General features: G+C 70.7%; 18 protein-coding genes. 14 read left to right on the forward strand and 4 right to left on the reverse strand.

Translation table 11 applies throughout. The features are described from left to right. Positions 1 to 4: 4 nt before the first annotated feature. The 3 genes from OG390_RS30665 to OG390_RS30675 all read right to left on the reverse strand — a co-directional run bounded on the left by OG390_RS30665 (position 5) and on the right by OG390_RS30675 (position 3,879). Positions 5 to 664 carry a response regulator transcription factor gene (locus tag OG390_RS30665; RefSeq protein WP_308429378.1) on the reverse strand — a complete coding sequence of 220 codons (660 nt, stop codon included), beginning with the start codon at positions 662 to 664 and terminating at the stop codon, positions 5 to 7. Positions 665 to 1,037: 373 nt separating this feature from the next. Continuing rightward, positions 1,038 to 2,393 (reverse strand): sensor histidine kinase, encoded by a 1,356-nt coding sequence (locus OG390_RS30670; protein WP_406172679.1) that lies wholly within the window; start codon positions 2,391 to 2,393, stop codon positions 1,038 to 1,040. A 286-nt stretch (positions 2,394 to 2,679) separates the two neighbouring features. After that, a complete protein-coding gene (locus OG390_RS30675; RefSeq protein WP_406172680.1) occupies positions 2,680 to 3,879 on the reverse strand; it encodes a sensor histidine kinase in 1,200 nt (399 codons plus the stop codon). A 483-nt stretch (positions 3,880 to 4,362) separates the two neighbouring features. Here OG390_RS30675 and OG390_RS30680 point away from each other — a divergent pair, with 483 nt between their 5' ends. The 14 genes from OG390_RS30680 (at position 4,363) to OG390_RS30745 (ending at position 17,891) form a co-directional block, all read left to right on the forward strand. Continuing rightward, positions 4,363 to 4,755 (forward strand): NADH-quinone oxidoreductase subunit A, encoded by a 393-nt coding sequence (locus tag OG390_RS30680; RefSeq protein WP_406172681.1) that lies wholly within the window; start codon positions 4,363 to 4,365, stop codon positions 4,753 to 4,755. Further along, positions 4,746 to 5,348, forward strand: coding sequence for an NADH-quinone oxidoreductase subunit B (locus OG390_RS30685; protein ID WP_406172682.1), 603 nt, complete (start codon positions 4,746 to 4,748; stop codon positions 5,346 to 5,348). The genes OG390_RS30680 and OG390_RS30685 overlap by 10 nt, the downstream gene beginning before the upstream one ends. Continuing rightward, on the forward strand, positions 5,345 to 6,781 hold the full coding sequence (locus tag OG390_RS30690; RefSeq protein WP_406172683.1) for an NADH-quinone oxidoreductase subunit C: 1,437 nt from the start codon (positions 5,345 to 5,347) through the stop codon (positions 6,779 to 6,781). Before OG390_RS30685 ends, OG390_RS30690 begins: the two co-directional genes overlap by 4 nt. Further along, positions 6,778 to 7,746, forward strand: a complete 969-nt coding sequence (locus OG390_RS30695) for an NADH-quinone oxidoreductase subunit H (RefSeq protein WP_406172684.1) — start codon at positions 6,778 to 6,780, stop codon at positions 7,744 to 7,746. The genes OG390_RS30690 and OG390_RS30695 overlap by 4 nt, the downstream gene beginning before the upstream one ends. Continuing rightward, positions 7,746 to 8,450: a NuoI/complex I 23 kDa subunit family protein gene (locus tag OG390_RS30700; RefSeq protein ID WP_406172685.1), complete on the forward strand. Its 705-nt coding sequence runs from the start codon at positions 7,746 to 7,748 to the stop codon at positions 8,448 to 8,450. Before OG390_RS30695 ends, OG390_RS30700 begins: the two co-directional genes overlap by 1 nt. Then, positions 8,447 to 9,148 carry an NADH-quinone oxidoreductase subunit J gene (locus OG390_RS30705; protein WP_406172686.1) on the forward strand — a complete coding sequence of 234 codons (702 nt, stop codon included), beginning with the start codon at positions 8,447 to 8,449 and terminating at the stop codon, positions 9,146 to 9,148. Before OG390_RS30700 ends, OG390_RS30705 begins: the two co-directional genes overlap by 4 nt. Then, positions 9,148 to 9,522: an NADH-quinone oxidoreductase subunit NuoK gene (nuoK, locus tag OG390_RS30710; protein WP_406172687.1), complete on the forward strand. Its 375-nt coding sequence runs from the start codon at positions 9,148 to 9,150 to the stop codon at positions 9,520 to 9,522. The genes OG390_RS30705 and nuoK overlap by 1 nt, the downstream gene beginning before the upstream one ends. Then, positions 9,519 to 11,546 carry an NADH-quinone oxidoreductase subunit L gene (locus OG390_RS30715; protein WP_406172688.1) on the forward strand — a complete coding sequence of 676 codons (2,028 nt, stop codon included), beginning with the start codon at positions 9,519 to 9,521 and terminating at the stop codon, positions 11,544 to 11,546. Before nuoK ends, OG390_RS30715 begins: the two co-directional genes overlap by 4 nt. 6 nt (positions 11,547 to 11,552) lie before the next feature. Further along, positions 11,553 to 13,130 carry an NADH-quinone oxidoreductase subunit M gene (locus tag OG390_RS30720; RefSeq protein WP_406172689.1) on the forward strand — a complete coding sequence of 526 codons (1,578 nt, stop codon included), beginning with the start codon at positions 11,553 to 11,555 and terminating at the stop codon, positions 13,128 to 13,130. Continuing rightward, positions 13,127 to 14,626, forward strand: coding sequence for an NADH-quinone oxidoreductase subunit N (locus tag OG390_RS30725; RefSeq protein WP_406172690.1), 1,500 nt, complete (start codon positions 13,127 to 13,129; stop codon positions 14,624 to 14,626). Before OG390_RS30720 ends, OG390_RS30725 begins: the two co-directional genes overlap by 4 nt. A gap of 212 nt (positions 14,627 to 14,838) precedes the next feature. Continuing rightward, positions 14,839 to 15,702, forward strand: a complete 864-nt coding sequence (gene htpX / locus OG390_RS30730; protein ID WP_406172691.1) for a zinc metalloprotease HtpX — start codon at positions 14,839 to 14,841, stop codon at positions 15,700 to 15,702. Then, positions 15,699 to 16,091, forward strand: coding sequence for a YccF domain-containing protein (locus OG390_RS30735; RefSeq protein ID WP_399077302.1), 393 nt, complete (start codon positions 15,699 to 15,701; stop codon positions 16,089 to 16,091). The genes htpX and OG390_RS30735 overlap by 4 nt, the downstream gene beginning before the upstream one ends. Positions 16,092 to 16,124: 33 nt before the next feature. Continuing rightward, entirely contained in the window at positions 16,125 to 17,273 is a 1,149-nt protein-coding gene (locus tag OG390_RS30740; RefSeq protein WP_406172692.1) for a barstar family protein, read from the forward strand. Between the two features lie 51 nt (positions 17,274 to 17,324). Next, positions 17,325 to 17,891, forward strand: a complete 567-nt coding sequence (locus tag OG390_RS30745; protein WP_406172693.1) for an SMI1/KNR4 family protein — start codon at positions 17,325 to 17,327, stop codon at positions 17,889 to 17,891. 224 nt (positions 17,892 to 18,115) lie between these two features. Here the strand turns inward: OG390_RS30745 and OG390_RS30750 are convergent, their stop codons facing one another. Beyond that, positions 18,116 to 19,360, reverse strand: coding sequence for an APC family permease (locus tag OG390_RS30750; RefSeq protein ID WP_406172694.1), 1,245 nt, complete (start codon positions 19,358 to 19,360; stop codon positions 18,116 to 18,118). Positions 19,361 to 19,494: the final 134 nt, after the last annotated feature.

Raw genomic sequence — 19,494 nt, forward strand, 5'->3', positions numbered from 1 at the left:
GTGCTCATGAGTTCAGGTAGGTGAGCACGGCCAGAACACGCCGGTGATCCCCGTCACTCTGGGACAGGCCCAGCTTCAGGAAGATATTGCTGACGTGCTTCTCGACCGCGCCGTCGCTGACCACGAGCTGCCGAGCGATCGCCGAGTTCGTCCGGCCCTCGGCCATGAGCCCGAGGACCTCCCGCTCCCGCGGGGTCAGCCCCGCGAGCACGTCCTGCTTGCGGCTGCGGCCGAGCAGCTGCGCCACGACCTCCGGGTCGAGCGCGGTACCCCCCTGGGCCACCCGCACCACCGCGTCCACGAACTCCCGCACCTCGGCCACCCGGTCCTTGAGCAGATAGCCGACGCCACGACTGGAACCGGCCAGCAGTTCGGTGGCGTACTGCTCCTCCACGTACTGCGACAGCACGAGTACACCGAGTCCGGGATGTGCCTTGCGCAGCTGCACCGCCGCCCTGACACCCTCGTCCGTGTGCGTCGGCGGCATCCGTACATCGGCGACGACGACGTCCGGCAGCGCGTCCTGGGCCGCGAACTCGGTAATGGTCTTGATCAACGCCTCGCCGTCGCCGACACCCGCCACGACGTCATGCCCGCGGTCGGTCAGCAACCGGGTCAGGCCCTCCCTGAGCAGCACTGAATCCTCGGCGATGACCACCCGCACCCTGTCCTCCACGATTCTCGGCCCCCCAGAGCCCGTCCCCGGGCCCGCACCGGGACAGCCCGGCCCGACCCGAGTCCCTTCCCGGCCCGCGCCGGGTTCGTCCCCGCTCGTACGACAGCCCCCAGCATTCCAGCATTCGGACCGGACTGCGCCCGGGCAGCGAGAATAGGCACAAGGAGACCTCACCGGGATCTTTCAGCAAGTCCGGCGTGCGAGGACGATGCCGTCAAGGCCGACAGCGGGGGTATGGGGGGCGCAGCCCTCCAGGTACGGGACGGGTAAGGGCGGAGGGGCGAAACACCGTCCCCCCGAGGGGCGAAAGACCCTCCCACTCTCGCCCCGCACCGATTCATCCTCGCCAGGGCAGCTCCGCTCATCCCCGCCAGGGCAGCTCCGCCGTAATCCGCGTGGGCCCACCCACGGGCGAATCCACCACCAGAATCCCGTCCACCGCATCGAGCCGCTCCGCGAGCCCCGCCAGCCCCGACCCGGCGGAGACATCGGCCCCGCCCACACCGTCGTCGCCGACCTGGATCATCAGCCGGTTCTCGACCCGCCACACATCCACCGTGGCGCGCGTGGCCCGCGCGTGCTTGCTGATGTTCTGCAGCAGCTCGGAGACCGTGAAATAGGCGATCCCCTCCATCGCGGGCGCGGGCCGGGAGACGAGATCCACGTCGACCTGCACCGGCACCGTGCACCGCGAGGCCACCGCGGACAGCGCCGCGTCCAGACCACGGTCGGTCAGCACCGCCGGATGGATCCCGCGGGCCAGATCCCGCAGCTCCTGCAACGCCGTCTTCACCTCGCCGTGCGCCTCGTCCACCATCCGCGCCGCGGCCTGCGGGTCCTCCGTCAGCTTTTCCTTGGCCAGCCCCAGGTCCATCGCCAGGGCGACAAGGCGGGCCTGCGCCCCGTCGTGCAGATCGCGCTCGATGCGCCGCAGGTCGGCGGCGGCCGTGTCGATCACGACCCCCCGGTCGGACTCCAGCTCGACCACCCGCGTCGCCAGCCGCGACGGGCCGAGCAGCCCGTGCACCATCAGCCGGTCCACGGTCGTCAGCGCCCGCACGATCCACGGCGTGGCCATCGTGAAGAGCAGCCCCACCAGCGCGGTCGCCGTGATCTCGAACGGGTTGTCCAGATAGATGGCGTGCGTCTCGTCCCCGTAGAGCTGCAGCCCGCCCTGGCCTCCGTACATCGGGAAGAGCCAGAACCACAGCGGATACGTCAGCAGCGCCCACCCGTACGCCCAGAAGTTCAGCGCCACCACGAAGGAGAACACCGCCCACGGGAACTGGACCACCGCGTACAGCAGGTGCCGCCACGAGGCGCCGCTCTTGAGCATCGCGCCCATCCACGCCATCGCCCCGCGCTGCTTCATCCGCAGCGGCTCCGGCTCGGACACCTCGACCCCGAGCAGCCCGCGCGCCCGCGCCCGCTCCAGCGCGCCGAAGCCGCGGCAGCCGGCCAGGGCGGCGGCGAGCACCGGTATCCCCAGGAAGGTGATCAGCAGGCCGGCGCCGAGCGAGAACATCGTGACGGCGAACGTGAACATGATGATCCCGAGCGGCAGGTTCAACATCACATAGCCGAACTCGCGCCAGCTGCGGGCCTCGATCGGCGCGCGCAGCGGGGCCGGGAGACGGTGCCGCCGCTCAGCCGCGTCCGCTCCGCGGAATCCGGGCCCACTGCGGTGCCCGTACTCCTGTCCGTACTCCGTGGCCATCGGTCTCGTCCGTTCTACTCGTCCTGCTCGTCGGCTCGTACCTCAACCCTGCTGCCCACGGGGCTCGCCGACCATGGAGCGGGTCGGCGTCTTGGGGCGGGGGTTTTCCCTACCTCGGGAGGGGACCGGAGCTGCGGCCGGGCACGTGCCGAGCGCTTGCCGGAGGCTTCCACCGGGTTCTCGCCGGGGTTCTCGAGGTGGCGGCCCGAGGTGGCGGCCCGAGGTGGCGGCCCGAGGTGGCGGCCCGAGGTGGCGGCCCGACGTGGCGGCCCGAGGCGTACGAGCCCTACCGTGCGGGCTCGTCCTGCCGGTCCCGCCACGGCAGCTCCGCCGTGATGACGGTCGGACCGCCGAGCGGCGACTCGATGACGAACAAGCCGTCGACCGCGCCGAGCCGGTCCGCGAGCCCCGCCATCCCGGTACCGCCGTCCAGGCCGGCCCCGCCGCGCCCGTCGTCCGACACCTGGATGAGCAGCCGCTCGTCCGCCCGCCACACATCGACCGACGCGGACCTTGCCCCACTGTGCTTGCTCACGTTCTGCAACAGCTCGGAGACGGTGAAGTACGCGATGCCCTCGATGGCCGCGGCCGGCCTGCTCTCCAGTTCGGCCGTCACCTTCACCGGCACGGTGCACCGCGAGGCGACCGACGACAGCGCCGCGTCCAGCCCCCGGTCGGTGAGCACCGCCGGGTGGATGCCACGCGCCAGATCGCGCAGTTCCTGCAACGCGAGCTTCACCTCGCCGTGCGCCTCGTCGACCATCGTCGCCGCCGCGTCCGGATCCTCCAGGAGCTTCTCCTTGGCCAGACCGAGCCCCATCGCGAGGTTGACAAGCCGGGCCTGCGCCCCGTCGTGCAGATCGCGCTCGATGCGCCGCAGGTCGGCAGCGGCCGTGTCGACCACGACCCCCCGGTCGGACTCCAACTCGGCGATCCGCCGCTCCAGTTCGTCGGAGGGCGACAGCAACCCGCGTACCAGGGCCCGGTCCACGTTCGTCAGCCCCCGCGCGATGAACGGCAGCACCGGCCACAGCACGAACAGCGACGTGAGCGTGACCACGAAGGTGGCGATCCCCCACGGCAGCCGTATGAAGTCGTACAACACCGTCCGCCAGCCGACCGGGTCCTTCAGGCTCGACCAGAGCCAGCCGAAGAAGCCGGTCCTGTGCACCGGGAGCGGGCTCGGCTCGTCGATCCGCAGCCCGAGCAGCGCCCGCGCCCGCGCCCGCTCGGCCTTGCCCAGCTGACGCGCGCCGCGCAGCCCGACCGCGAGGAGCGGCAGCCCGATGACCGTCACGGCGAGCCCGGCGCCCGTGAACATCAGCGTGACGACGTATACGAAGCCGACGATGGAGAGCGGCAGGTTGGCGAGCAGATGCGCGATCTCCTTCCACGTCTGGCGGTCGAAGGCGAAGCGCGCGGGAGGCAGCCGGTCGCCGTCGGAGGGCTCGTCCGACGGACCGGTGAGCGTGATGCGTTCGGTCATATCCGCTAGCCTGCCCGGCGCAGAGCCGCCGCGCCATGAGGTGGACCGCCGCGATCCACTGGGGAAAACCCCACCCCACAGGGTGCGAATCGGACACGATCATGGGGCGGAACCCGGCTACGTCGACGAGGCGGGACGCGGATGCGTCTACGGGTGGGACGACGTGGACGCGTCTAGGGGTGGACCTGGTGCGTCGACAGGTGGGACGTGGATATCAAGGACAGGTGGACGTGGATATCGAGGCGAGGTTCGCTCGGATGCGTCGACGGGGTGGGAGCCGGACACGTTCTCGACGCGGGAGGCGTACTTGTCCACCTGGCGAGACTGGGACGCGTCTGCGATGGTCCATGCGTGACGGGCTGCTTACCGTCTCTTTAGCAGGCCCTAGACTCCCGTCCGTACAGATCGTCGAACACGGCGCATCACAGAGTGCGCGACGGCGCACTCCGGGGCGCATACGAGGTCAGGGAGCGAGGGGCTGACGTGCCGGAACCGACCGTCGTCGCGGCGGGCTACTTCCAGTCCTACTCGGTCGTCGGACTGCTCGCCGTCGTGGGCGTGCTCTTCGTCGCCGTCGCCTTCGGGGCCGGCCGCCTGCTGCGGCCCGTGGTCCCCACACCCGAGAAACTCCTGACGTACGAGTGCGGTGTCGACCCGGTGGGCGAGGGCTGGGCTCACACACAGGTCCGTTATTACGTCTACGCGTTCCTCTACGTCATCTTCGCCGTCGACTCGATCTTCCTCTTTCCCTGGGCGACGGTCTTCGCCGCGCCCGGCTACGGCGCCACGACGCTCGTGGAGATGTTCATCTTCCTCGGCTTCCTCGCCGTCGGCCTGCTGTACGCATACAAGAAGGGCGTCCTGACATGGACGTGAACCCCTCGCCCCCCGAGCCGGTGCTGCTTCCCGAGCCGAAGCGGCTGGGCGCGCTCGCCCGCCTGGCCCCCGAGCCCATGAAGGTGGTCCTGAACTGGGGACGTCGCTACTCGCTCTGGGTCTTCAACTTCGGCCTCGCCTGTTGCGCCATCGAGTTCATCGCCGCGTCCATGGCCCGCCACGACTTCATCCGCCTCGGCGTGATCCCGTTCGCACCGGGCCCCCGTCAGGCCGACCTGATGGTGGTGTCGGGCACGGTCACGGACAAGATGGCCCCGGCCGTCAAGCGCCTCTACGAGCAGATGCCCGAGCCGAAGTACGTCATCTCCTTCGGCGCCTGCTCCAACTGCGGCGGCCCGTACTGGGACTCGTACTCCGTGACGAAGGGCGTCGACCAGATCATCCCCGTCGACGTGTACGTCCCCGGCTGCCCGCCCCGCCCGGAAGCGCTGCTCCAGGGCATCCTCAAGCTGCAGGAGAAGATCGCCCGCGAGTCGCTCGGCGAGCGGTACGGGTCCGGGGCGGCACGTCCGTCCGCTGCCGCGCTCCAGAGCGGCCTGGTGAAGCCGCCCGTCCCGGGGGAGGACCGATGACCGTCGGCTGGCTCCCCGCACCCGTCGAGGAACTCTTCGGCCCCGAAGCCACGGCCGAGGAGTCGTACGAGGTCCTGACGGTCGACGTACCGCCGACGTCCTGGATCACCGCCCTGGAGACCGCGCGTGACGCCCTGGGCTGCACCTACTTCGACTGGCTGAGCGCCGTCGACGAACCCGGCACCGGTTTCCGCGTCGCGGCCCACGTCGTGGCGCTGCCCCCGGCCGCGGTACGCCGCCTTCTCGTCCGTACAACCGTTCCGCACGCGACGCCCGTCCTCGCGTCGGCGGTCTCCGTGTACGCGGGCGCCGGCTGGCACGAACGCGAGACCCACGAGATGTTCGGCGTGCACTTCGAGGGCCACCCGGGCCTCGACCCCTTGCTGTTGCCGGAGGGCTTCGAAGGCCACCCCCTCCGCAAGGACTTCGTCCTGGCCGCCCGCGTCGTCAAGGCCTGGCCGGGAGCCAAGGAACCCGGCGAGTCCGAGCACGGCGGCCCGAAGCGCCGCCAGATGCTCCCGCCCGGCGTCCCCGACCCGAACGAATGGGGCCCCCTCAAGGGCCAGCTCCCGCCGGCCCCGGCCCGCCCGGCCCGCGGCGCCGCCCGCGCGGCCGGAGACCGTCCCGTGCGCAGGGCCCGCACCGCGGGGGAGGGCTCGGCGAGCCAGGCCGCTGCCGCCGGTGGCGCTGCTGCCGCGGGGGCTGGTGCCGCCGCGGAGGCCTCGGTTCCACCGCGCCGCGCGCGCAGTGCGAGCCAGGGTTCGGCCAGCCAGCAGGGGGCGGCTCCGCCGCCGGAGCAGCAGGCCACCGCTTCGGCACCGGCTTCCACCGAGCCGACGGCTCCCGCCCCTGACCAGCAGGCGACGAAGTCCACCCCCGCAACCCCGGAACCGACGACCCCGGCCGGACCGCGCCGCACGCGCAGCGCGAGCCAGGGCTCGGCGACACAACGGGCGGCTGCCGCCGAGCCGACGGCTCCCGCCACTCCGGCGAGGCCCCCCGCCGCGCCGCACAGCGCGGATGCTCCGTGGCACCACGCCCGCCCCGCTTTCGCCGAACCGGAGCCGAAGCCGGAGCGACGTTCTCCGGAGCCGGAGCCGGAGCCGGAGCCGGAGCCGGAGCCGAAGTCGGAGCGACGTCCTGAGGACACGTCGGGACCCGCAGCCGGTCCGGAGTCGGACGTTGTCCCGGAACCCGAGATCGCGCAAGAGCCGGATGCTGTCGCGGAACCCGGCGCTGTCCCGGAACCGGACCGTGTCGCGGAACCTGGCACAGCTCCGAAAGCGGAACCTGGCACAGCTCCGAAACCCGAGGCCGCCCCGGAACCGTCGGCCGAGCCGGACGCTGCCCCTGTTCCTGGCCCCACCGCCAAGCCCCAACCCGACCCCGACCCCGAACCCGAGCCCGAAGATCCCTCCGGAGGCCCGCAGTGAACGACGCTCTCGACGTCGCCTTGCGACTCCTCGTCGTCTTCGTCGTGTTCCTGACGTTCCCCCTGATCGTCGGTCAGACCGAGCACAAGGTCATGGCTCACATGCAGGGCCGCCTCGGCCCGATGTACGCGGGCGGCTTCCACGGCTGGGCCCAGCTCGTCGCGGACGGCGTGAAGTTCGCGCAGAAGGAAGACGTCGTCCCCACGGGCGCGGACCGCCGTATCTTCCAACTCGCCCCCGCCGTAGCCCTCCTCCCGTACCTCCTCGTCCTGCTCGCCATCCCCATCGGCCCGGGTGAGGGCGCCGTCGGCGAGGTCGTCGACGCGGGCATCTTCTTCGTGCTCGCCGTGATGGGCGTAGGCGTCCTCGGCTCGCTCATGGCGGGCTGGGCATCGGCCAACAAGTTCTCCCTCCTCGGCGGCCTCCGTACCGCCGCCCAGCTCCTCGCCTACGAACTCCCGATGCTGCTGACCGCCGCCTCGGTGGCCATGGCAGCCGGGACGGTCTCGCTCCCCGGCATCGTCGACGCCTTCGAGTGGTGGTGGCTGCCCTGGCAGATCGTCGGCGCGATCGTCTTCTTCGTGGCCGGCCTCGCCGAACTCCAGCGCCCGCCCTTCGACATGCCCGTCGCCGACTCGGAGATCATCTTCGGCGCGTACACCGAGTACACGGGCCTGCGCTTCGCACTCTTCCTCCTCGCCGAGTACGCCGGAATCGTCGTCCTGTGCGGCCTGACCACTGTCCTCTTCCTGGGCGGCTGGCACGGCCCGTGGGGCGCGGACGGCCTCGGCTGGGTCTGGACCCTCCTGAAGGCCGCGATCCTCGCCTTCGTCGTGATCTGGCTGCGCGTCACCTATCCCCGCCTGCGCGAGGACCAGCTCCAGAAACTCTCCTGGACCCTCCTCGTCCCCCTCTCCCTCGCCCAGATCGCCCTCACCGGCATCGTCAAGGTGGTGATCTCCTAGTGGCCCCCATTCCCGGCTCCGGTCTCGCCAAGGGCCTGGCCGTCACCCTCCGCACGATGACGAAGAAGACCGTCACCGCGCAGTACCCGGACGCCCAGCCCGAACTCCCGCCCCGCACCCGCGGCGTCATCGGCCTCTTCGAGGAGAACTGCACGGTCTGCATGCTGTGCGCCCGCGAGTGCCCGGACTGGTGCATCTACATCGACTCCCACAAGGAGACGGTCCCGCCCGCGGCCCCCGGCGGCCGCGAGCGCAGCCGCAACGTCCTCGACCGCTTCGCCATCGACTTCGCCCTGTGCATGTACTGCGGTATCTGCATCGAGGTCTGTCCTTTCGACGCGTTGTTCTGGTCCCCGGAGTTCGAGTACGCGGAGACCGACATCCACGAACTCACCCACGAGCGCGACAAGCTCCGTGAGTGGATGTGGACCGTCCCGGCCCCGCCCGCCCTCGACCCCGGCGCCGAGGAACCGAAGGAGATCGCCGCCGCCCGCAAGACCGCCGACAAGCTGGCTGCCGAGCAACTCGCCGCCGGGCAGGCCGAGCAAGCAGCGCAGGCCGAGCGTGCCGAACAAGCGGCGCAGGCCGCGCCCCCGGCTCCGGCCGGGACCGAGCCCCAGGCTCCCACCCAGGCCTCCGAGCCGGGCGAGTCCCCGGCCACGGGCGGCTCCGAGTCCTCCGAGCCGCGGGAGGGCGAGTCGTGAGCCTCGCAGCAGCAGCCACGGCCGCCGCGGCGCGGGCCACGACCACCGCCGCCGAAAGCCACGCCTTCCTCTCCCCGACCGGCGTCGAGATCGCCTTCCTCCTCGTCGGCCTGGTCACCTTCGGCGCCGCGATCGTCACCGTCACCACCAAGCAGCTGGTGCACGCCGCCCTGTGGCTGGTGGCCACGCTCGGCGGCCTCGCTGTCGAATACCTCTTGCTCACGGCCGAGTTCATCGCCTGGGTGCAGGTCCTCATCTATGTCGGTTCCGTCGTTGTCCTCCTCCTGTTCGGTCTGATGCTCACCAAGGCGCCCATCGGCCGTTCCCCGGACGCCGACTCCGGCAATCGCTGGGCCGCCCTGACCGTGGCCGTCGCCGCGGCCGCGGCCCTGGTCTGGGTCGTCGTCGACGCCTTCCGCACGACCTGGGTCGACCTGGACGGAGCCGCCGCCGGCTCCACCGAGGTGACCGGAGCGAGCCTCTTCCAGAACTGGGTCCTCCCCTTCGAAGCGCTCTCCGTCCTCCTCCTCGCCGCCCTGGTCGGCGCGATCGTCCTCTCCCGCAAGGCCGCCGCGGACAAGGCCGCACCGGCCCTCCCGACACCGGGCACGCCGTCGGGCACCCTGCCCCCGAGCCGCACCGCCGCCGACACGACGGCCTCCGGCGAGCAGACCCCGGCCGAGGAAGGGACCCGCTGATGCACCTCGCCTATCCCGCCGTGCTCTCCGCCCTCCTGTTCTGCACGGGCCTGTACGGAGTCCTCGCGCGACGCAACGCGATCCTGGTCCTGATGTCCGTCGAGCTGATGCTCAACGCCGTCAACCTGAACCTCGTCGCCTTCGACGTCTGGCTCTCCAGGGCCGCCCGCGACACGCTGCACTCCGGCCAGGCGCTGACCCTGTTCACCATCACGATCGCCGCAGCCGAGATCGGCATCGGCCTGGCGATCGTGCTCGCCGTGTACCGGGGCCGCGGCACCGCCGACATCGACAAGCTCCGCGACAGCGCCGAGCCGCACGGCCCCGACGAGGCCACCGTCACGGCAGACGAGAAGGCTGAGGCCACCGCGTGACCACGACCACCCTCGCCGTCCTCGTCCCCCTCCTCCCGTTCCTCGGCGCCGTGGCCGGACTCCTCCTCGGGCGCACGGCCCCCGGCTTCGTACGACCCCTCGCCGTTCTGCCTCCGCTCGTCTCGCTCGTCCTCGCCGTGCTGGTCGCCGTGCGCCAGGGCGGCGGCCAGGCCATCGATACCCACACCGAGTTCACCCCGACCGGCTCGGTCCCCATCGAGCTCGCCCTGTACATCGACGGCTTCGCCGCCCTCGTCGCCGTACTGGTCGCCTTCGTCGCCTCCTGCGTGCAGATCTACTCGACGGGCTACCTCCGCGACGACCCGCGCTACCCCTCATACGCCGCTCTCGTCTCCCTCTTCACCTCCGCGATGCTGGGCGTCGTCTATTCCGGCGACCTGATGGTGCTCCTGGTCGGCTGGGAGATCATGGGCATCTGCTCGTACTTCCTGGTCGGCCACTACTGGGAGACCCCCGAGGCCCGCGCCGCCTCGATCAAGGCCTTCCTCGTCACCAAGCTCGGCGATGTCCCCTTCCTCATCGGTCTGTTCGCTCTTGCCACCGACGCCGGGTCCTTCCGCATCACCACGGTCCTCGGCACCGTCGCGAGCGGCGGACTGCACCATCCGACGCTGGTCGCGCTGCTGCTCCTCGCCGGTGTGGCGGGCAAGTCGGCGCAGTTCCCCCTGCACACCTGGCTGCCCGACGCGATGGCGGGCCCCACGCCCGTCTCCGCGCTGATCCACGCCGCGACGATGGTCGCCGCCGGTGTCTACTTCGTCGCCCGGCTCCTCCCCGTCTTCCAGGCCTCCTCGGCCGCGATGATCGTCCTCGCCGCCATGGCCGCGATCACGATGGCCGGCTCGGCGCTCGCCGCGCTCGCCCAGGACGACATCAAGCGCGTCCTCGCGTACTCGACGATCGGCCAGCTCGGCTACATGACCGGCGCCCTGGCCGTCGGCGACCGCGGTGCCGCCGTCTTCCACCTCCTGGCCCACGGCGCCTTCAAGGCGCTGCTGTTCCTCGCCGCGGGCGTGATCATTCACGCCTCCGGCACCAACTCGCTGGCCGTGATGTCCCGTATGAAGGATCTGCGGGCCCGAGTCCCCGACGCCTACTGGACGATGACCGTGGCGCTGCTCGCTCTCGCCGCGATCCCGCCGTTCAGCGGCTTCTTCTCCAAGGAGGCCGTCCTCGGCGCCGCCGAGCACGTCGCCACCGGCCACACCGAGCACGCCCCCGGTGCCTCGGGCTGGATCGTCCTCGTCGCGGGCCTGATCACCGCCGTACTCACCGCCGCGTACGCCACCCGCCTGTGGCTGCTGGCCTTCCGCGGCCAGGGCGCCGAGGCCCCCGACCACGGCAGACAGCCGCTCACCATGACGGTCGTGCTGTGGGTGCTCGCCGTCCCGTCGCTCGCCTTCGGTCTGGCGTACGGCCCGCTGCCCGACTGGTTCGACGGCCGTGATCTGACGCCGGTCCTCACCACCTCCGTCCTGGGCACGGGGCTCGCTCTGGTCGGCGGACTGGTCACCTACGGCGCCTGGCGGCACACCAGCGCGATGGCTGCGTGCGTACCTCCCCCACTCTCGGCTCCGCTCGAGCGGGGGTACCCCCACGGTGCGGTCGTTGCCCACCCCGATGCCGACGCCGGAACCGTCGAGGCCGAGGCGATCGCGATGCACGCGCCGACGTTCGGAGATGTGGCTTCCGCGTCCGACCCGGCGGACCCGGGCCGACTGCTGCTCGGCCCGCTGCACCGCCATGCGGCCGTCGGCTTCCACCTCGACGCCGTGTACTCGGTGCTCTTCGTCCGCCCGGTCCAGGCCGGAGCCTCACTCGTCCGGTTCCTCGACCGCGAGGTCGTCGACACCTACGTACGGGGTGCGGGCGCCCTACCCCGCTGGCTCGGCGCGGCCGTACGGCGTGCCCAGACCGGCAATGTGCAGACCTATGTGAGCGCGCTGCTCGCCGGCACCGTCGTCCTGGTGGTCGCCGCCCTCCTCGTCGCCACGGGAGCGTGAGCAGGCGTGATCGATATCAGTGAATCCGTGATGCAGATCCTTCTGGCATTCATCGTCGTCGGCCCGCTCATCGGGGCCGCCGCGGCTCTTCTTCCGGCCCCGCCCGGGCTGAAGGGGAAGTCGCCCGAGCAGGCCGTGCTGCGGCACGGCGTGACGGTCACCGGCGCGGTGCTCATCGCCGCGATCGTCCTCACGCTCGGCTTCGACCACGACCACCCGTCGAAGATGCAGGCCACGACGGACATCAGCTGGATCCCCGCACTCGACGTGCGGATCCACCTCGGCATCGACGGCATTTCCCTCCCCCTTCTGGTCCTGACCGCGCTGCTGACCTTCCTCTGCGCGCTGTACAGCTACTTCAAGATGCCCGCGGGCCCGACCCCGAAGGCCTTCGTCGCACTGCTGCTCGTCCTCGAGTCCGGCACGCTCGCGACCTTCGCCGTTCTCGATCTGCTGCTGTTCTTCCTCGCGTTCGAGATGGTGCTCATCCCGATGTACTTCCTCATCGCCCGGTGGGGCGGTGCACAGCGCCAGGCCGCCGCCTGGAAGTTCATCCTCTACACCCTGCTCGGTTCGGTCGTCATGCTGCTGGGCCTGCTCCTGATCGGAATCAAGTCCGGCACATTCGACATGGTGGCACTCGCCACTGACAACGGCCGCGGGCTGACCACATCCGTGCAGGTCATCGCCGTTTTGGCGATCGGAATCGGACTCGCGGTCAAAACGCCGATGTGGCCGCTGCACAGCTGGTTGCCCGACGCCCACACGGCGGCGCCCACCGTCGGCTCGGTCCTGCTGGCCGGTGTGCTGCTGAAGATGGGTACGTACGGGTTCGTCCGCATTCTGCTGCCCATCGCGCCGGACGGCATGCGCACCTTCGCCCCCTACCTCGCCGCCTTCGCCGTGGTCGGGATCATCTACGGATCACTGGCCTGCCTGGCCCTCGCCAAACAGGGCGCGAAGGGCGATCTCAAGCGGCTCATCGCCTACTCGTCCGTCGGCCACATGGGCTTCGTACTCCTCGGCATCGCGACGATGACCCCGACCGGCGTGAACGGCGCGCTGTTCGCCAACATCGCCCACGGCCTCATCACCGGCCTCCTCTTCTTCCTCGTCGGGGCGTTGAAGGACCGCACGGGCACGACCGACCTCGACACGCTCGCCGAGGGGAGCGGCGCCGCGTTGTACGGAAAGGCCCCGCGCCTCGGCGGCCTGCTCGCCTTCGGCGCCGTCGCCTCACTCGGGCTGCCGGGCCTCGCCGGGTTCTGGGGTGAAATGCTGGCGCTGTTCGGCGCGTTCAAGCCCGCCGAAGACCTCAGCCGCCCCGCGTTTTTGACGTTCATGTCGATCGCCGCCTTCGGCACGCTCCTCACCGCCGCGTACATGCTCGTCGTCGTACGCCGCGTCTGCATGGGCGCGACCCCGCAGCCGGGGAGCCCGAAGCTCGCCGATGTCCAGAGCTACGAGTTCGCGGCCTGGACGCCGCTCGTCGCCCTCACCGTCGTCGCCGGCCTGTGGCCCAGGGCTCTCCTCGGTCTGACCGATCCGGCCGTACAGCAGCTCCTCGCAGGAGGCACCCGATGAGCTCCCTGGTCCAGTCCGTCGACTGGCTCGCGATCGCGCCGCCCACCCTTGCCGCGGTCGTCGGACTCGTCGTGCTCGTCGCCGACCTCTTCATCGGCGAGGCGAAGAAGGCGGTGCTCGGCTGGGTGTCCGTGGCCGGCCTCGCCGCGTCCGCGCTGCTGCTGCTGCCCATCCTGGACGGCGATCGCGCCACCTTCTGTCTGACGGGCAACGCGAACGTCTGCAGCTATACGGCGGACCGGTTCACCCTCGTCATCCAGTTCCTGGTTCTCGGCGGTGCGCTTCTCACGGCCTTGCTGTCGGTCACGGCGCTGAAGGACGCCAACAAGGAACTCCCCGAAGGGGAGTTCTGGTTCCTGTTGCTCTCCTCGGCCGCGGGCGCCGCCCTGCTGCCCGCCTCCCGAGACCTCGCGACCCTCATCGTCGCCCTGGAAGTCGCCTCCCTGCCCGCCTTCGCGCTCGTCGGCATCAAGCGCGGTGACAAGAAGTCCTCCGAAGCGGCCCTGAAGTTCTTCCTGTCCTCCGTCACCGCGACCGCCGTGAGCCTCATGGGCGTCAGCTTCGTCTACGCCACGACCGGCACCCTCTACCTCACCCGGGTCGCGGACAAGATCCAGCACGTCGACGGACAGTTCCACGCGCTTGCCCAGACGGGCGTCGTCCTCACCCTCGTCGGCTTCGCCTTCAAGACGGCCGCCGTGCCCTTCCACTTCTGGGTGCCCGACACCTATGTAGGGGCGCCTTTGCCGATCGCCGCCTACTTGTCGGTCGTCGGCAAGGCGGTCGGCTTCTCCGGGCTGATCCTCGTCACCGTCGTCGCCTTCCCGTCGTACGCGGACGTCTGGGGCCCGGCGCTGGCAGCCCTGGCCGCCCTCACCATGACGGTCGGCAACGTCGGCGCCCTGCGGCAGCAGGCCACGCGCGCGTACAGCGCGGTACGACTTCTCGCCTGGTCCTCCGTCGGGCAGGCGGGCTACCTCCTGGTGCCGATCGCGGCCGCCGCCTACTCCAAGGACGCCGAGAAGGCCATCGGCTCCACCGTGGCGTACGCCCTGATGTACGCCGCGGTGAACCTGGGAGCCTTCGCCGTGGCTGCCCTGGTCGCCCGCAGGAGCCCCCTGAACCGCATCAGCGACTACCGGGGCCTGTATGCCGCAAGCCCCCTGTCGGCGCTGCTCCTCGGCTTCTTCCTGCTCTGCCTCGCGGGCCTGCCCCCAGGCATCATCGGTCTCTTCGCCAAGGTCACCGTGTTCTCGGCGGCCGTCGACGCGGGGCTCGGCTGGCTGGCCGTGGTCATGGCCGTCAACGTCGTGATCGCGCTCTTCTACTACCTCCAGTGGACGACCCTGCTCTTCCGTGCTCCCGAGGGCGAGCCCGGGAAGCACCGCGTCCCGGCTCCGCTCACGGCGGCGATCGCCCTGACGGCCGTCCTGGGAATCGCCCTCTCCGGGGCACCCCAGCTGGTCCTGCGCTTCTCGGCCACCGGGCTGTTCTGACATTCACAGGGCACGCGCGCGTGAGTTCGTGGCCCACGCGCGCGTGAAGTGGCGTCCGCCACCACCCGGACGGCCCACGCGCACCGCCGCGCGCACAAGGGAACTAGTGCTCCCCGTCTGGCGTTGACCAGTACGGGAGGGTCCACTGAAGAGTGGAAGCAGAGCATCAGTAAGCAAAGGGTTCCCCTGCCGTACCACTTGGAGGGCGTACCGTGCACCGCCGGCACAACGGGCTCAGGACCGCCGTACTCCTCGGGGGACTGTCCGCACTCATCATCGTCATCGGCAGCTTCTTCGGGCGTACCGGCCTCGTCGTCGCACTCTTCATCGCGATCGGGACGAACGCTTACGCGTACTGGAACAGCGACAAGCTGGCTCTACGCGCGATGCGCGCGCGCCCGGTGAGCGAATTCGAGGCCCCGGCCCTGTACCGCATGATCCGCGAGCTCTCCACCCAGGCTCGCCAGCCCATGCCACGCCTGTACATCTCGCCGACGGAGGCGCCGAACGCGTTCGCGACGGGCCGCAACCCGCGCAACGCAGCCGTCTGCTGCACCGAAGGCATCCTGCGCATCCTGGACGAGCGAGAGCTGCGCGGCGTCATCGGCCACGAGTTGAGCCATGTCTACAACCGCGACATCCTGATCTCGTCGGTCGCCGGCGCCCTCGCCTCAGTGATCATGTTCCTGGTCAACTTCGCCTGGCTGATCCCGGTCGGCCGCTCGAGCGACGACGAGGGCCCGGGCATCCTCGGCTTTCTGCTGATCATGATCCTGGGACCGATCGCCGCTTCCCTCATCCAGCTCGCCATCAGCCGCTCCAGGGAGTACGAGGCGGACGCGTCCGGCGCCCAGCTCACCGGCGACCCGCTCGCGCTCGCCAGCGCGCTGCGCAAGCTCGACGCGGGCACCAAGCAGCTGCCGCTGCCCCCGGAGCCACGCATCGAGACCGCCAGCCACATGATGATCGCGAACCCCTTCCGCCCGGGACAGGGAATGTCGAAGATGTTCTCTACGCATCCGCCGATGGCGGAGCGGATCGCCCGGCTCGAGCAGATGGCAGGTCGCAACCAGTGAAGACAATTCTGAACGTCATTTGGCTCGTCCTGAGCGGCTTCTGGCTGTTCCTCGGGTATCTGGCCGCGGGTGTGCTGCTGTGCATCACCATCATCGGCATCCCCTTCGGCATAGCCGCCTTCCGCATCGGCATCTATGCCCTGTGGCCCTTCGGCTACACGACGGTGGAGCGCCACGACGCGGGCGCGCCGTCCTGCATCGGCAATGTCCTGTGGCTGGTCCTCGCGGGCTGGTGGCTCGCTCTCGCCCACATCGTCACCGGTATCGCCCTGTGCATCACGATCATCGGCATCCCGTTCGGCATAGCCAACTTCAAGCTCATCCCGGTCTCGCTGCTCCCCCTGGGGCGCGAAATCGTGCGTACGGACCAGCCGTTCGCGTCGCGCTAGGAGGTGGGCGCGGGGGTGGAGCCGCCGAGGTACGTGCTGCTTTCGTACGACTCCGAGGCCGAGTTCAACGGCGAGGACGGGTACGAGGAGACATGGGCCACGTGCGCGGAGACCGAGGGTCTCTTCGGGGACCCGCCCCCTCCCGCGCGCGGGACGTACGAACTGCTCGGCTGCGTGCCCGACGGCGAGTTGAGTACCGCCCTCGCACGTGCGCGTGCCGAGGGTTCGGCGCCGCTCGGCTCTCTCGCCCTGGAGACCCTCGACAAGAAGGGCGAGCGCGTCGGTGTCTGGCTGTGGCACTTGGAGGACGTACGCGTCCTCGGCGACCGCCCGTGCGCGCGTGACCTGTCGCTCCGCGACCTCACCATCGAGGCGTCCGAGTCGCAGGACAACGGGTCCGACTATCCACAGTGCCCGCCGCTCTCACCGGGCTATCGGTTACTCAGCGCCGAGGAGGCCCCGTGGGGCACCTGCAAGGACTTGGCGCACGTCCGGTACGAACAGCGACCCGAACCCACGGAGCCCCCGCTGCGTCTGCTCGGCTGCCTACCCCGCGGAGCCCTCCAGAGGGCTCTGAACGCGGGCGAAGAGGACCTGGGGCACGCGAAGGTGCTGCGCCTTGACACGCACGGCTGCACCGTCCAGTCGGCCGTGGAGGGCGAACTCACCGCGTGGATCCCGTCCGCGCGTGGCCGCGGCCTGATCGACCTGACCCTCGAACCCTGGTCGGAGCGCCCGCCGACCGCGGCCTCGGAGGTCTGGGACCTGTGGTGGAAGGGACGCCCCTCCACGCGTAATCTCTGGGCGCGGTGCGGCCCCAAGGGCCGTGACTTCTGGCTCGGCACAGCCCTGGAAAACCGTATGCACGGTGAGCCGGACAGGCCCCTGGGCGTGACGTACCACCTCGACGGCCGCCACATCCTCGACGAGCGCGGCTTCTTCTGCGCGCTCGGCGAGGCGGTGAACGGTCCCGGCGGGTACTTCGGCTGGGGCCTCGACGCCCTCAACGACTGCCTGCGCGGCCGCTGGGGCGCCGAGCCGCCGTTCACGCTCGTCTGGCACGACGCGCACGTCGCCCGCACCTGCCTCGGCGTCACTCCGCACACCGGCTGTCGCCCGCTGACCTTTGAAGAACTGCTCGCCTTCTTCGTCGAAAAGCGTGTCGACGTCCGTCTCGCCTGAGGGTTGTCCACAGCCCGCCCGATTGTCAGTGACGCGCTGCATCATGAACCCATGACCGAAATCGAGCAGTTGCTGGCACGGGTCGCCTCAGAGGCCCGCAACACCCGGCCGTGGGGTTGGCCTTCGCTCCCCGAACCTGTGGACGCTGCCGCACTCTCCCGCGCGGAGGCCGCTCTGGGCTTCGCTCTGCCGCCCCTGCTCGCCGCGCTCTACCTGCGTATAGGGGACGGCGGATTCGGTCCGGAATACGGCCTGTTGCCCCTGCTCGACGGCCCCCCGTCCGGTGAACCTGCGGTCGTTCCGCAGTACCTCGCCAACCGTGAAAGCGGCCGCAAGGACCCCGACTGGCCCTGGCCCGAGGGCATCTTGCCGATATCCCACTGGGGCTGCGGAATGTACGCGTGCGTGGACTGCCACAGCCCCGAGGGCCCTGTCCTGCTGTTCGAGCCGAATGCCGACGAGGCCGACCACGCCTGGTACGTGGACGCACCCGACCTCACGACCTGGATGACCGCCTGGCTAGACGGCACGGGTTGGTACGAGGAGTCCAATGACAGTACGGACATGGCGCCTTGGCCCGACTTCCGCATACGCACAGCGGCGGCACAGGCCTCCTAGCCCACCGTCCCGCCGCGAGGGCGGTGCGAGGGCGCAGGGAGGCGACAGTGTCGGGCGCCGCCGTGGTCGGCCCCGACCTCGTGGCAGGCCCAGGCGGCGGCACGCCGCGTCTCCGTCGGCGGCGCAAGCGGTGGCACCCCCCGTCCGCGTCGGCGGCGCAAGCAGTGGCACGCCGCGTCTCCGTCGGCGGCGCAACAGCGGCGCGCCCCAACCGCGGTGGGTGGCTACCGCGCAGCCACCCACCGCCGTACGCCGTACGCCGCAGCCCCCACCGCGAGCACAGCCGTGCCCACCACCACGGAAGCCCCGGGCAGCGCGAACGCCAGCGTCACGCACCCGACGAGCCCCACCACCGGCCCAACCCGCGCTGCCGGAGCCGAACTCAGTGTCCAGGCGGATGCGTTGGCCACCGCGTAGTACGCCAGCACACCGAAGGAGGAGAACCCGATAGCACCCCGCACATCCACCGTCGCGGCCAGTGCCGCGACCACCACGCCCACGGCCAGCTCCGCCCGGTGCGGCACATGGAAGCGCGGATGTACGGCGGCCAGGCCGCCCGGCAGATGACCGTCACGGGCCATGGCCAGCGTCGTCCGCGAGACGCCCAGGATCAGGGCAAGGAGTGAGCCGAGCGCGGCCACGGCGGCACCCACCCGTACCACCGGCACGAGCCCCGGCACACCGGCCGCCCGCACCGCGTCGGCCAGCGGCGCCGCGGCATGCCCGAGCCCACCCGACCCGAGCACGGAAAGGACAGCCACCGACACCGCCGCGTACACCACGAGCGCGACGCCCAGAGCCAGCGGGATTGCGCGTGGGATGGTGCGCGCCGGATCCCGTACCTCCTCACCGAGCGTCGCGATCCGCGCGTACCCGGCGAACGCGAAGAACAGCAGCCCGGCCGCCTGAAGCACCCCGCCCGCACCGGCGGAGACGCCGATGTCCAGCCGCCCGGCGTCGGAGGCGTCCGAGCCGAGGCACACGACGACCACGGAAGCGAGGACCGCCAGGACCACCGCCACGATCGCCCGCGTCAGCCAGGCCGACTTCTGTACGCCGCCGTAGTTCACCGCGGTCAGGGCCACCACGGCCGTGACCGCCACCGCGTGCGCCTGCCCCGGCCAGACGTACGCGCCCACGGTGAGCGCCATCGCCGCACAGGAGGCCGTCTTGCCGACGACGAAGGACCAGCCCGCCAGGTACCCCCAGAAGGCGCCGAGCCGCTCGCGCCCATAGACGTATGTGCCGCCAGAAGCGGGATACAGGGCCGCCAGCCGGGCCGAGGACATCGCGTTGCAGTAGGCAACCACGGCGGCGACCGCGAGCCCGAGCAGCAGCCCGGACCCGGCCGCCCGCGCCGCGGGGCCGAGCGCCGCGAAGATCCCCGCACCGACCATCGAGCCGAGCCCGATGACCACGGCGTCCCCGACTCCCAGGGTGCGCTGCAACTCGGAACCGGACTGTGTCATGTGCGGCACCCTACTGATCGCTGCAACCGACCGGCGCCGACCAGGCGTCCTCCCCGGCAACGCGACACGAACACCAGCACGGCCAACGGGCTGCTCGAACTTGAAGGCATGGACACAGCCCGGCCGGAGCAGGT

This window comes from Streptomyces sp. NBC_00996 (assembly GCF_045162675.1).
In the GTDB taxonomy this organism is placed as follows: Bacteria; Actinomycetota; Actinomycetes; order Streptomycetales; family Streptomycetaceae; genus Streptomyces.

Bases quoted from the DNA above. Each gene is read 5' to 3' on its own strand.
- OG390_RS30745 (WP_406172693.1), top strand. From the start codon at position 17,325: ATGACCGAAATCGAGCAGTTGCTGGCACGGGTCGCCTCAGAGGCCCGC.
- OG390_RS30725 (WP_406172690.1), top strand. From the start codon at position 13,127: ATGAGCTCCCTGGTCCAGTCCGTCGACTGGCTCGCGATCGCGCCGCCC.
- OG390_RS30675 (WP_406172680.1), bottom strand. From the start codon at position 3,879: ATGACCGAACGCATCACGCTCACCGGTCCGTCGGACGAGCCCTCCGAC.
- OG390_RS30690 (WP_406172683.1), top strand. From the start codon at position 5,345: ATGACCGTCGGCTGGCTCCCCGCACCCGTCGAGGAACTCTTCGGCCCC.
- OG390_RS30685 (WP_406172682.1), top strand. From the start codon at position 4,746: ATGGACGTGAACCCCTCGCCCCCCGAGCCGGTGCTGCTTCCCGAGCCG.
- nuoK (WP_406172687.1), top strand. From the start codon at position 9,148: ATGCACCTCGCCTATCCCGCCGTGCTCTCCGCCCTCCTGTTCTGCACG.
- OG390_RS30750 (WP_406172694.1), bottom strand. From the start codon at position 19,360: ATGACACAGTCCGGTTCCGAGTTGCAGCGCACCCTGGGAGTCGGGGAC.
- OG390_RS30670 (WP_406172679.1), bottom strand. From the start codon at position 2,393: ATGGCCACGGAGTACGGACAGGAGTACGGGCACCGCAGTGGGCCCGGA.